The 14,773-nt window shown below is 46.4% G+C and carries 6 protein-coding genes; 1 reads left to right on the forward strand and 5 read right to left on the reverse strand.

Annotated elements, in window-relative coordinates; translation table 11 throughout:
- Positions 1-42: 42 nt before the first annotated feature.
- A complete protein-coding gene (locus ACFSKO_RS10590) occupies positions 43-2,757 on the reverse strand; it encodes a type I secretion C-terminal target domain-containing protein (RefSeq protein WP_380251279.1) in 2,715 nt (904 codons plus the stop codon).
- 546 nt (positions 2,758-3,303) lie between these two features.
- Entirely contained in the window at positions 3,304-9,873 is a 6,570-nt protein-coding gene (locus ACFSKO_RS10595) for a DUF5801 repeats-in-toxin domain-containing protein (protein WP_380251281.1), read from the reverse strand.
- A gap of 441 nt (positions 9,874-10,314) precedes the next feature.
- On the opposite strand from ACFSKO_RS10595, the gene ACFSKO_RS10600 reads away from it, so the two are divergent.
- The gene (locus ACFSKO_RS10600; protein ID WP_380252259.1) at positions 10,315-10,926 is read left to right on the forward strand and encodes a 2-hydroxychromene-2-carboxylate isomerase; all 612 of its coding nucleotides are present in this window, start codon (positions 10,315-10,317) and stop codon (positions 10,924-10,926) included.
- A 59-nt stretch (positions 10,927-10,985) separates the two neighbouring features.
- On the opposite strand, the gene ACFSKO_RS10605 is transcribed toward ACFSKO_RS10600, so the two are convergent.
- The 3 genes from ACFSKO_RS10605 to ACFSKO_RS10615 all read right to left on the reverse strand — a co-directional run bounded on the left by ACFSKO_RS10605 (position 10,986) and on the right by ACFSKO_RS10615 (position 14,357).
- Complete coding sequence (locus ACFSKO_RS10605) at positions 10,986-11,687, reverse strand: MOSC domain-containing protein (protein ID WP_380251283.1); 702 nt, start codon at positions 11,685-11,687, stop codon at positions 10,986-10,988.
- A 166-nt stretch (positions 11,688-11,853) separates the two neighbouring features.
- Entirely contained in the window at positions 11,854-13,200 is a 1,347-nt protein-coding gene (locus ACFSKO_RS10610) for a dihydroorotase (RefSeq protein ID WP_380251285.1), read from the reverse strand.
- Positions 13,197-14,357 (reverse strand): glycosyltransferase, encoded by a 1,161-nt coding sequence (locus ACFSKO_RS10615; RefSeq protein ID WP_380251287.1) that lies wholly within the window; start codon positions 14,355-14,357, stop codon positions 13,197-13,199. The genes ACFSKO_RS10610 and ACFSKO_RS10615 overlap by 4 nt, the downstream gene beginning before the upstream one ends.
- Positions 14,358-14,773 lie beyond the last annotated feature (416 nt).

A 14,773-nucleotide genomic window follows, 5' to 3' on the forward strand; every position in this document is an offset into this window, starting at 1 on the left:
ACGCAATAGCCCACTCTTCAGGGTACGAGTATCTTTACCCCTTTAACTAATGACATCCAGACTATCATGATCAAGCAATGATTTAATCACGTCAGCTTCAGAAGAGCCAAATCCTGCAGTGTTAAGAACAATCGTTGCGGTATCTCCACCGCCACTAATGCCATCCTGATCAACCGTAATCGTCGTTTTACCACCAGCCACTGAAATGTTCAGGTAGTCATCAAGCGCAGTAGCCAACTCAGCGTCATTACCCGCACCAGCAAGAGAACCATTGTCGATCAACAGTTCACTAAGATCGAGAATGTCACCCTGACCTGTACTGAAACCGTTAATCGTATCTGTTCCACCAATATCATCAGCAGAGAACTTATAGGTATCTGCTCCTGAACCACCGATTAGAAGATCATCACCTTCGCCACCGATCAGAAGATCATTCCCGCTTTCGCCAGAGAGTATATCATTACCAATACCACCGATTAGCGTGTCTTCACCATCACCAGTCCACATTCTGTCGTTGCCAGAACCACCATCAACGGTGTCATTGCCAGAGCCATTATAACGATCGTCGAAAGTATCATTACCGCCTCCTAAAGAAATTTGATTATCGGCCGCGCTGCCGTAAACATAATCGCCAAAATCTGTCGCAACGAGGTCGTCAACACCTTCGAGACTGTCATCACTGACGAGCTCTTTGGAAAGGCCGACTTTGCCTTTAATCTCTGAATTATTTGCACCGCCCGTGGGCGCATTAGCGCCACCAACAGGGCCACCATCGTAATCCAAAAATGCCTGAATGCCAGCTGTTGCAGTAGAATAATCTGCGCTGGAACCATCAACGGTCAGACTCAACGTGCTTGATGCTGTATCGCCGTCGCCATCAGTTACCTGATAGGTAAAGATATCCGTGCCTGCGCCGTCTTCATCAGTTTTAAATGTCACCTGACGTACGAAGTAATCAGACGAATCACCTCTACGGTTGCCATCACCGGCATAACCTGTGGCATCCATCACCAAATACTGGAATGTGGCACCGCCAGTATCAATCGTCGCGGTTCCAACATTGCTGTCGCTATAAGAAATCGTTGTATCGTTCAGCAATCCGGTAGCAACTGCATTGCCTTCTGAATCATAAGCCGTCCAGCGGCCCTGTTCGCCCGTGCTTTCTGTTTTGTAGAGATTGGAAACGCGAACAGTGGCAGAAGTCGCATCCGCTTGAAGATCAATGATCAGCTTTTCACTATTGCCTGTCACTGCGTCGTGATTGATTTGAGTTGGTGCAGGCGAGCCGCCAGAAACACCGACCCCACGGCTACCAAAAGTAACATTTGCTCCGGTATTTGCTAACGCATCAAAATCCGGTGTGTCGTCCTTGCCATAGGCATAAAGCTTTACTTCACCCCAATCACTGCTGCGACCACCCGTACCAGAACGCCCAACAGAAAAATCGCCACCGGCTTGATAACCCGAAGCTGTATAGCTGTAAGAACCATCAGCAGAAATCTGCAACGTTCCATTTTCACCGATGATTTCAGTCACACCATCGGCAGCAACAGCGTGCTCTTTACCATCAAAGGTAATAGAGGTCACCTTCCCACCATCAGCACCGACACCATCGTTATCAAGCACGTTGCCTGTCACTGTCGTATCTGTGCCAGTCCCGGCCACACTTGCGCTATCTGCAAGAGCCACAGGAACATCATCTTCAATGGTCACGGTTACAGCTGTCTCCAACACAACTTCGTCGCCGTCGCTATCAAAAGCTTTAAAGGCTCCAGAAATATCGAGATCAAGTGACTGGCCATCATCATTGGCAGGTATATTTGGCGTGTGATCGATTTGATCTTTGAGGGCAAAGTTAAAATCATCACCATCCTTGGTCAGCTCGAACACCACACGCTCGCCATCACCAGAACCTGCAACGCCTTGGACCGCAATAACAGCGCCCGTTCCGTCGGTGATCACTTTATAAGTAACGACCTCGCCCTGAGATGTAACGCCTGTGTCACCACTTACATTTTCATTAAAATCAAACCCGCCAAGGCCATCATCGCCCGCATCTACGGTTGCGGCCAGTGCCTCGGCTGTAATGCTGATTTCGGAAACCTGGGTTTCGCCACCTTCACCGCCTTCAGCATTCGCACCTTTAAGTGCATCTTCGTGCACCTTTACATTCACAGGAGGGGCACCGTTGTTGACCGGCGCATCATCAAGTGCTGCCAGGGTCTGCTCATCAGCGCCCGCTAAAAGATTGAAATCAAGCTCTGTGCCGCCCAAAGTATCCTGAGCTTCCAGAAGATCGACAAGATCGCCTGTTTCATCATCATAAGTACTGCCACCGCCGCCTTGAGGACCTGCCCCGGCACCCGCAGCTGTTTCAAGTGTTTCCCCAGCGTTAAGAGCCTGCGCCTGACCGATAAGAAGGCCCGCAGAAAGTTCAATGCCGCCAATAATCAGAACGGGACCATCCGCGCCTTGGGATGCTTCAACCAAGTTCTCAAAAACGATACGACTGTCAGCAGAACCATCCCCATTGTTATCAAAGGTCAGAACAAAATTATTGCCTTCGATAACCGGAGTTGCGCCAGTTGCGTCAAAGTTAAGGTTGGCTGTCTGCCCTTTGGTAAGGACGACGTTAATGGTTTCACCTGCAGCAGGTGCAGTCACATCAACAGTAGCGAGAGATTGGCCAACAAGTTGGTCTTGGCCCATTTCACCAGAAAAATTACTTGATACTGTTTCGCTCGTAACTTGTGTCAACACATTCACCATCATTTAAATTCAATTCACCTGCTCTTTTATACGTGTGGCCTATCGAAGCAATACGACAGAGCAATAAAAGAGCTCTTTTTTCACAGCGTCCAATTTAACTGAAATCACATATTTTTAACAGAAATATAATTACAAAAACGACATATATATGTATGAATATAAAATTCACACATATATTATATTTATATTTTATTTCAATTAGTTAATGTCCTTTAGATGATAGATAAAATTTAACATAAACGCTTAATTTTTATCATCTAAAAATGCTTTAAATTTTAATAAAATTTTATTCAAATTAGACACGTAATTTTCACCAAATTTATAGCAAACAAATTTTAATGAGAAAAAGTGCCCCACCTAAACCTCCCATTACTCTATAATGATAAGTACTTCTAAATGCGCGATCCTGATCAACATTACTCAAAACAAGTTATAATGACGCTCCATAAGAAAAAGCCCCAGATAAAAATATCCAGGGCTTTTTAAAGTCTTGTCCCAGTCAGACAAAAACGACTAGCTAGTTAAACAGGATGATTAACCTGTAATATCAGCAACATTCACAGTGTATTCTTGATCATCCAGAATAACTTTGATCTGGCTACCACCATCAAGTCCCTGTAGCAGGGCAATAGTTTCATAGTCGCCACCAGCACCATCTGCATTTACTCTTAGCTCAATACCACCGCGACCATTGTCAAACGCTTGGAGATAATCAGCAATGTCACCCCCATTAGCAGCATCTTCAAAGGTCACGAGATCACTAACATTAATCACGTCACCTTCACCAATATCGTAATCTGTTACGGTATCACGGTTCGAACTATCCAATGCCCCAGTGAAGCCAAAGGTATCAGCACCAGTACCACCAGTTAGAGTATCGTTGCCCTCACCACCAATAAGGATATCGTCACCGTCACCACCGAGCAAAATATCATCACCATCACCACCGACAAGGATTTCATCTGCATCTGTGCCAGTGATCGTATCACCGTCCTGTACTTCGACAGAAACAGAAGCTGTATCATCAAGAGAACCGTCCCCGGCAGTATAGTCGAAGCTGCTGTCGACGACTGGCGCAGCATTTCCCTCGACAGAAAGCCAAAGATCATACGTTGCATCATTATTAGCACTCCCCCAGTCTTTCACGTGTACATAGTACACACCCTCAACTGTAGCGGTAAACTCACCGTAAGAGTCAAAACTAGATGTAGAACCTGATCCACCACTAGAGGTTGAACTGTCGTCGGTATACATAAGTTGAGATGTTGCGTCGTATACACGCAATTCTGTATCCCCACCAGTACCATGCGTGTCGATATCCATGATCAACTTCTCACCAGCCATGAGATAAACAGCAACCATGTCATGATCATGGTTCGTCCCATAGCCACGGTTATCAACTTTCCCTTTGAAGAGAATAGAAGGCAGAGCACCATCCTTGACCTGGCCACTGTTACCATCAGTTACAGCGCCCCATTTTGAACGATCGGTCAGATCAACAGCTGTCGCACGATTGTCGTTGAGAGGATTGTTATAACGATCTGCAGCATTTTCGATCACAGTCGTATAGCTATCACCAAAACCACCCGTCCCGGCATCAACAGTAAAGGTAACGGCATCATTCCCGCTATCATGGGAAACGGTACCACCTTGAGCATTTGACACACTATCGACGACCAAATCGCTATCAACATCCGTATCATTCTGGAGCAATGCCCAATCCGGGATATCAATTTCGCCCTGAACATTTGTCAGAACAATATCATCAACAGCAACTGGTGCATCGTTAGAGCCCGTAACAGTAATGGTCGCGGTAGAGCTTGATGACGCCCCATTACTATCACTCATGGTATAATTGATAACTACTGTCGCGGTTTCACCATCAGCCAGATAATCAAAGTCAGCACCTGGATTAAAGACCAATTTGCCAGCAGAGATAGTTGCCGTTGCCGTAGGAGCATCCGGAACACCAGAAGCAAAGCTTACATTATCCAGAGAGAATCTTGCAGGGCTGTCACTATGGTCAACATCGGTGTCATTTGCCAGCACATCAATAGCAACAGATGCATTTTCATCAGTTGTAATTCCTGTATCAGCAACAGCAACCGGCGCGTCGTTGGTACCTTTGATGAAGATCCTCAGCGTCGCTGTATCGCTATCACCATCACCATCTTCCATACGATAGGTAAATGTCTCAGAAACAGTTTGACCATTAGCCAGTGCCTGAACATTCGCTGCACCATTGTTAAGTATATAAGTGTAGTTACCATCAGCATTGATTGTCAAAGAACCATAAGTACCGACCATTTCGGATGTTGTGGTAACAATCGCACCATCCGCACCTTGATCATCATTTGTAAGCACATTACCGACGGAAACCAGATTGCTATCTTCTTTGAGGATATCAGAAGAATTGGTATCGTAAATAGCTCTAACACCATCATCTGTGATGTGGAATTTCAGCGTTGCCGTATTTGTATCACCATCGGCGTCGGTTATAACGATCTCGAAATGAGGTTCCAGTTCATCGCTAATCCCTGTGCGATTTGCATCCGGGTGATCAACAGCTTCATGAAGAATAATTTCATAATTACCATTATTATCAACCTTCAGTGTGATAACCGGAAGTTCCGCACCATTTGGTCCGATCGCGGCAACACCAGTCAGAACCATGAAGCCACCATCGGCAACAGGATCACCGAACTCAATATCCTTGCCACCAGAAGTGAACGGTACTTTCGCACCGCCCGCATAGTCTGGATCTTTGACAAACTTGAGATCTGTAATTTCAATTGATCCAGGACCATCAGCACCATAGAAACCGCTGAAAGAACCCGTTACTTTATCTGAACCGTTGTTGTGAAGATCACTCTCACGAAGGTGATCTGCCGTCTCGTCATTAATATTTGGTCCATCATCATCAATATTCACACGAATATTTGCTGTCGCCGTATCACCGTCACCATCCGTCACAGTATAGAACAGCGTATTCAGGTTGATGTCTTCGTCATGAGACCCTGTATTTGGATGCTCAATGCCGCGGTACTGTGCAAAATACAAATCTGCACTTTCAGAAGATGTCGAATGCGACATATAGGCAACAAAAACAATTTCGCCACTATCCAAACGTCCGACAACCGTATTTTCATCTTCGCTATAAAGCTTGATATCCTGATCTGTCGTAGCATCCTTTAGACCTGATAGCTCACCGTTGTAAGCGTTACCATCGGCGTTTGTCAGATCAACTTTTCCACCAATTTTGTCTTTACCAAAATCAAAGGAAAGGCTCTCTTTTGCAATGGAAAGTGGATACCCCTGAACAAGGGCTGGAAAATCATCTGGCATATCACTAACAAAGATTTCGTCAGTATCGCCCTGAACGCCGGGTGTTTCATCGGTGTAAACTACATCTGCTTGGGCAGAAGGACCATCATCATCAATGTTGATCGTGGCAACCGCAGAAGCGGTGTCACCGTCACCATCAGTCAGTGTCACAGTGAAACCAAGCGCCAGCAGGTCATCATGATCCGCAGGCGTTGACCCATCCTGATCATGATCAAGCTGACGATACTGCGTGAATTCGTATTTACCATTCGTGGTATCAAATACGAAGGTATAAACGGCATCACCGCCTGTGGTCTCAGCTTCGATTGTGATGAAGCGACCATCAGCAGAAGTAGTAGTTTCCGTTGTAACCGTTTCTGTTGCGGATGTAACACCAGTTGGTGCCTCAACACTAAAGCTATGTCCAACAACGTCGGTTCCGATATCAAATATCATCTGACCAACGGCCACACCACATCCATCAACAGGGTCAGCGCCAGTTACACGAACACGAAGGTTCACATCGTTATAATCACCATCACCGTTCGGATTACGCAGATCTTCCCAGTTCTGATTACCCGGATAGGGGTTATCCACAACATGTGTAGAACCATCAGGGTTTAGACCAGAGTTAGAGAAGTAAGCAGGTTCCTGACTGCCAGAAAGTGCGTCAGCACCTTTATAAGCAACCCACTTGCCGCCTTCAAATTTGAAGGTGACATCATCACCAGCCGCAAGGCCGGTATTTTGGCCATCCCCATTCGGGATCAAGAAGATACCAACGGTAGCACCCTCTGGGTAATCAGCTTTGTTAAAGGTAACAGAAGTGGATGTCAGATCATGTGCGTCTGGTTGAATGATTTCACCACCGATCGGGTTTCCGTCAGCATCAGAAACATAGTATCCGATCGTGTTATGATACCCAGCAGAATCACGCCCGGCATCTGCCACATCAATCGTTACGGCCTCATCAGCACCAAACAGGCTGTATGTACCATAAAGTGTATCACTTTCATCCATCGCGGCAGACGACGCTTGGATTGATGGGCCATCATCTTCAATTGTAATTGTAGCAGTAGCAGGATCGCTCACGTCGCCTTCGCCATCAATTGCCACATAATCCAATGTCAATGACAGCGCATCATCATGTTCACCAGATGAATTGTCGCCATCAACGCCATGATTGATCTGTTGATACTGAACAAAAGTCATTGTCGCAGTACCGGATGATGTTGTTGGTTGTTCAAGATGCACAGAGAAGACAGCATTACCATCATTATCCAGACCCCAAACGATATTCGGGTTAGTATCATCGCGGGTCAGGAAGATAGGACTAGAGTTCTCGTCGCCTTCCCCACCAGCTGTCATCCCCGGAACTTCAAAGCTGTCGTAATCTTGGAAATGTAGTTTTTCGGTGCCAACATCAGATGCATCAGTTGGTGTTGTTGGTCCATCCGTTTTGAAGTCATGTGCAACTTCAGCTTCAGCTTGACCAATAACAGAACCATGTACACCAACAGTACTTGCAACCAATGCGGCTGCAACAGCAGCATTCAATGCGGCAACATCACCTGACCCAGCATCAACACCCTTGGTTTCATCGTGAGTAAAAGTCACGCCCTGAACTTCGGGGATATCTTCGATAACCTTGATCGTATGGCTACCATCAGTTTCTGCACGATTGTTCAGATCAGTCAGCTCATCGCCAGAAAGGTTAGTTTCGACAGCAATGGCTTTCAAACCGATTGTCGCATCACCATCATCATGGGATGAACCGTCACTCCAACGTGACGATGTCCAGTCTTGCGGGTTAAAGGTTAAGTCAATATCAACCAGACCGCCCACGTCATCCAGATCTGTTACATCAATTGTGATGCTATAAGTTGTGTTCAACCCGATATCGCCCGGGTTTTGTCCATCTGCAAGGCCATCTACGGTAAATTCGTAGGCAAATGTCGGGATCCAGTCAGAAGGAATACCGCTCAACACAATTGTGTGGACTTCTGAACCATCAGTGTAATCACCGAAGGTAACATCGACTGGTACAGTGACCTCGGCCTGTTCATCATAAACATTATCTTCAGGGTTTGAACCTGTACCACCCGAGGCAAGAATATTAGCCAACAAGTTAGAACTATCAGATGTCAACTCGTGAACTTCACCAACACCCAAATAATCGACCAACGCCTGATATTCAGAAACATAACCAGATGTCGCCATAAAGATCGGAACGATGCCTGAAGCATCCAATGCTGCTTTCAGCTGTGCAAGAGATGGGTAATCTTCGTCCAGATCAGCCGTCAAATCACCGTCGCCATCGTTTGCGCCAAGACTAGACGCATCACCCGCTTTGTGGAAAGAATTATCGGTTGTCAGAACAACATATTTCGATGCACCGCTGCGGAAACCAAGATCACTTGCATTCTGAGCCAAGTTCAAAAGTGCTTCGATTTGGCCTTCTGGTCCATCATTACCGCCCGTAGCACTAAAACCATCAACCGCACTTTGAACCGCAGCAAGATCATCTGTTACATTCTCGGCATTCTGGAAAACATAATCAGAACGATCACCATAAGGAGAAAGAGGTTTGTCTTTGAAGCTTCCCGTACCAAGGCGTATATCCGCAGAGAACTCACCGCCATCAATTTTGCCAATCAGGCCAGATATAGCAGTACGCACATTCGCAAGGTCGTTACTGAAAGACCCGGTCAGATCTTGCAACAGATACATATCAACCAGACCATCGCCATCCAGACCGCCATCGTCGCCAAACACAGGCTTATCAGCAGCCGCGTCGACAATTGCAACTGCGGTTGCTGGAATAGATGCACTATCACCGGAATCAGGGTCTGAAATATTTGCAATCGCATTAACGGTGATATCAGCATCTGAATCAGCTGGTGGCAAAATGAAGATCGCATCATAATCTTCAGGAAGAATTGTTACAGGAAAAGAACCTGCAAAGATATTGGCAGCATCTGTACCGCCAATATAGAGCGTAACGCCATCTGGCAGTGCGTTGATAACGACGGAATCAAGTGTTTCATTATCAGCAGGTGTGAAGTTGAATTCAACCTGCATAGGAAATGTACTTTCATCACCCAAATGCTGGTTTGGCTGCCAGTCTTCAAATCCGCCAGAGAAAGTACCGGAAACAAAGTTTTCGCCGCCCTCACCGCCATCATCAGGTATTTCGGTGGTCACGGTCAGGAATGACAGATCAAAAGTACCTTCCGCTGGGTCAGAAATATCTTCAGCACCCGCCAGCAAACCAAATTCCAGACCAGTTCCACCAAGCGCCTGTTGTGCCTGGAGCAGATCGATAATATCGCCTAGATTTTCGTCATAGGTGCTACCGCCACCGCCTTGTGGGCCAGCGCCTGCACCGGCTGCGGTCTCAAGGGTTTGTCCTTCGACCAAGGCTTGTGCCTGACCAATCAAAAGACCTGCGGAAAGTTCAACACCACCGATAACCAGAACAGGAGCATCCGCGCCTTGGGATTCTGCGACTAAATTCTGGAATACGATACGACTATCGGCGCTACCATCACCGTTACTATCAAAGGTCAGAACAAAGTCATTGCCTTCAATTACCGGGGTTGCTGCCGTCGCATCGAAATTTAATGTTGCGGTTTGTCCTTTGCTAAGAACAACGTTTGTTGTTTCGCCTGCTGCTGGTGCAGCAATTTCTACAGCCGAAGCTGCCTGACCAACGAGAGTTTCATTTGCTACTTCGCCAGAAACCATCTCAGTTCCACCCTGTGTCAGACCATCAGTCATGTATGAACTCCATTCCGTTTTCTTATCAAAAAGGGTTGTCGCGGCTTCTGGCCAGGGCAACCCAAGGGGAATTACTAAATATTGACACCTACCATATAGATTTAGGAATATATGACAATCATGAGTTCCTCAAAAACAACAGTATTATGTATGATTTTTTGATAAAATTACTTACAATTTTAATTTAAATTATTCTTAAAGTGCAATGAGTTGTTAAACCTCAGTATAAAAAGAAATGTTCGAAAACTATATTCACTCGAGATACCTCGCCCTATTACGAGAGAAATACGAAACTCAACAATTTTTCATAACAGTCGCATAGGTACCTCTAGTAGGAAGATCTCTTGCCTTTCGACGGATCCACCAGCAGGATACCAACATATTAAAGCACCACCTCTTCTCACCTCGACCTACTTCATTTTATTAGTGAGACCTGACCCTATGAAAACCATTGATTATTACTACTCTACCCGATCCAATTTTACCTATCTCGGAGCTGATAGACTGAATATATTGGCTCAAAAATATAATCGAAAAATTGTCCATCGCCCGATCCTTTTATCGGTCACTATGCCTGCGATTGGAGGACAATCTTTTGACACCCGCCCAACCATGCTGCGCAATTATGCCATGAACGATGCCCTGCGTTGTGCTGAGTACTTACAAATCCCGCTCCTGCGCGAACCAATCCATCACGATGGCCCGGTCGAGCTTCCTTCAGGCATCGTTATTGCCGCTCAACGGGCTAAGAAACGTGGTGATGACGGTGATCTTGATCTTCTCAGCCTTAAAGTAGTGGAAGCCCTGTGGCGGGACGACCGCGATATTGCTGACGAGGACGTTATTTTTGAACTTTGTGAAACGGCAGGATATAACGACATCAAGGCCTTAATTTCCGAAGCGCTTTCCCCTGGCGTTCAAGCAGAATTGGATCGCAATTGCCGTGAAGCCATCATGCGCGGCGTGATCGGTGCCCCCACTTACTTTGTCGATGGCGAAAACTTCTACGGACAAGACCGCCTGGAGTTTGTTGAGCATGCTCTAGCGCGCTAACAAGGTCACCGGCAAAGCAACCAACAGAGCACCCGACAAAGCAAGTGGACGGATTTGATTTAAGCCGGGGTCTCCAACCTCGGCTTCCAATCCTCGACTTTTAGACGTGACAATCTCTTTTGCACCAGTACGCGCCAATTCTCGGCTAATTCTTTGATCCCGGCCAGAGCCTCAAGTGCTGATTGATTCAATGTATCCTCATAGAGCACATGCTGGATACGTGATAGGGACCATTCGGAATTTATCCGCTCCACGAGAGAGATACGATCTCCTGCTTGGATTTTTCCTTCTTCCAGCACACGATAATACCATCCGGTGCGCCCCGTAGATTGAACCAGTGCCGCCATTTTTGAATTTTCAAAACGCACGTTAAGTTTCCAACAAGGTTGGCGGCCCTGAGAGACTTGGACAAGCGCCGTACCTATACGATACACATCCCCGATAAAGACATCGGCTTCACACAAACCCATTGTCGAGATATTCTCCCCAAACCCGCCTGCGTATAACCGTTCACGATTAATCTCAGGGAATTCGCCCCCCCATGTCGCATAGTGATCAGCCGCATAATGATGGATCGCTTTTTCTGGACCACCATGATGACGAGGATCAGCCTGTTCATCGCCGAACAATCCAAGTTTTGTTACTTGAAGAGCATCAAAAACGGGAACCTTATCTATTGCGCTCATACGATCTTTGGGGCCAAAAGACACAGCCCTTCCCGTTAGAACCTTATCAATCAAGAACACATTACTTGTGATCACACTTATCTCCACAAAAGGGACATATGAAAAAGTGGCGTGATTAGAATTTACACGCAAGTTAGAAATGATTTAGCGCCAATATAGGCTCTACCCTTACAATGGAAAGGGCGTATCAGTTTCTAACCGATACGCCCTAATCCTAACATCAGAAAACCTGCGTGCCGATTTAAGAGTTTTTGGCAGGTTCTGTATCACTAAAACGAACAGGTTTACCATCGGGATCACCGATCAACTCACCATCTTTCATAACAACATTACCCCGAATAATGGTGGCCATTGGCCAGCCCTTAACGCTGACGCCATCAAACGGTGACCAGCCGCACTTATAAGCCAACCAGTCTTTGGTGATGGTTTCTTCCTTGTTCATATCAACGATTGTGAAATCTGCATCAAAGCCAAAGGCAATACGCCCTTTGCCTGCGATATTATAAATCCGCGCAGGTCCTGCAGAGGTCAAATCAACCAACCGTTCCAAGGTCAGGTTACCTTTGTTCACATGGTCAAGCATCAACGGGATCAAAGTCTGAACCCCCGGCATGCCAGAAGGCGACGTTGGGTAAGGTTTGGCCTTTTCCTCAATGGTATGCGGCGCATGATCTGACCCGAGGACATCAACGGTTCCGTTACGGATGCCTTCCCAAAGACCAAGACGATGTTCTTCATCACGGATCGGCGGGTTCATTTGAGCGTAAGTACCGAGACGTTCATAACAATCCGGGGCGGACAACGTCAGATGCTGAGGTGTGGTCTCCACAGTAACCAGATCTTTATTGGCGGCAAGAATGGGAAGTTCATCTTTACTGGTTACATGCAGGACGTGCACCCGACGGCCTGTCTGACGGGCGAGACGACAAATCCGTGTCGTCGCGAGTATAGCAGCTTCAGGATCGCGCCAAACTGGATGCATAACCGGGTCGGCGCCATCACGCACCATCGCAAAACGCTCACGCAAACGATTTTCATCTTCGGCATGGACAGGACAACGACGATTGCCATTCGTAAGAACATCGATCAACAGACCTTCTTCTTCCACCAAAAGGCTGCCAGTCGAAGAACCCATAAAGATTTTGATCCCGGCGCAACCTGGTAATCTTTCCAATTCAGCCAGTTCATCGACGTTCTCTTCTGCCGCACCAATAAAAAAAGCATGATCCGTCCAGGCCCGATTTTCACACCGTGCCAGTTTATCCGCCAATTCAACCGCCCCAAGTGTATTTGGGTTGGTATTTGGCATCTCAAAAATCGCAACAATACCGCCCAAGGCTGCGGCGGCGGTTCCACAAGCAAGATCTTCTTTGGCTTCAAGCCCTGGCTCTCGAAAATGAACCTGGGTATCAATTGCACCAGGTAAAACGTGCTGACCAGTTGCATCATAGTTTTCTTTGGCCTTTGCACTGGAAAGATCTCCAAGAGCAACAATACGGCCACCATTTACGCCAACATCGATTTTCTCGATACCGTTTGGAGTGACAACCTGTCCCCCTTTGATGATCAGGTCATAGCTTTCGCTCATGAAACAGTCCCTTTTTCTCGTTCCAATAATTTCGTGAAGAGCTCTATGTAATTTCCAACACAAGCCTCTTCGGTATAACTCTTTTGATAGCTTTCCCACCCTGCAGTAACTAAGCGAGCGGCCAAATCCTTATCGTCCATTACCCGTGTGATGGCTTGGGCCAATTCTGTATAGTTATCGACCTCAACCATCAAAGCATCTTCATTGTGAGTTGCCATTTCTTCCGGGCCAGCAGTCCGGGTTGTGATCAGTGGTGTCTTTGTTGCCCAAGCTTCGATCATAACAGAACCAAATGGCTCAAACCGCGAAGGGAAAACGCAGATATCAGCAGCAGCAAGCAACGCGCCCCGATCATTGCGCCACCCCAAGAAGCGAACCCGCTCATCAATTCCGAGCTCTTTGGCCAAGGTTTCAAGCTCGGCACGTAACGGTCCCTCACCCGCGATCCAAACATAAGGACGTGTTTCCAGCTTGGCAGCCCTCAGTAAAATATCAAAAGCCTTATTTTCATGCAACCGCCCCAAAGAAAGCAACACGGTTGCATCATCAGGCGTATTGAAATCTGCCCGACTTACTGGAAGATCATCCTTCGATACAGACGCAAAATTAGGAACATGATGCGCACGATCTTCCGGCCAACCAACTGACTTTAGATAATCAACGATGTCTTGAGTGTTGCCGATTAAATGATCGCAATTTTTGTAATTTTTGAGCTTGTAATAGCCGCCAAGCCGAGCAACGTGCAGAAAGTCGCCTTTGGGGCACAGGCTGCTGGCTCGGTTCATATAAGTGAGAACCACATCAGGTTTGAACTCTTCAATTTTGCGCTTCAATCCACGCTTGGTTTTAAAATCAAGCAACTTACGAAAAGGAAGGACTACAGTCTCAATCCCAGCAGCTTCAAAGAGAGCAACACGGGTATTGTTGTCACGAATAACGGCCTGTACTTCAACCTCTTGGACTTCAATCTCTGGGACTTCAATCTCTGGGACTTCATCTTCAGTTTTTTTTGCGAAACCAGAAGGAGAAATTTGACCCCTCGATATATTACCTTGCTGCTTTTGAGTTCTGGCCCTGTGCAACGCCAATGTAAATTGAGTAAAAAAGGTTTCAGCGCCACCTTCGCCGCCTGCTCCTAATACTTGTAGGATTTTCACCCGTAATACTCCCTGTCTCAATATCAATCAGTAGGTAACATCCAAAGCTACGCTACAGATTTCTGTTCAGAAGACGTTCTGGCATCTCTTTACCGGAAATTACCCCTAATTCAAAGCCATGATAGCGAAAAAAGAGTCATGAAGGATAAAACGATCTTTGTGACCAATTTGCGGCTATGTACCACGCGCTATTTTAATTTCTAAGACCTTATATTATAAGGTTTTCATGAGTACCCATTGTACTTCTCTCTGATCGGCAAAGATATTCTTCGAAAAATATGTTATCCTACCCGGCCTATGTAAAATTTAATTGCGCGCGTTAACACGAAAGAAAACACTTAATATGGCCCGGGACGCCCCATAAATCAGACAAGAACTTAACCCAAAACTGAACCCAAGACTTAACATGGTGGAAA

This window comes from Kiloniella antarctica (assembly GCF_042682825.1).
GTDB lineage: Bacteria > Pseudomonadota > Alphaproteobacteria > Kiloniellales > Kiloniellaceae > Kiloniella > Kiloniella antarctica.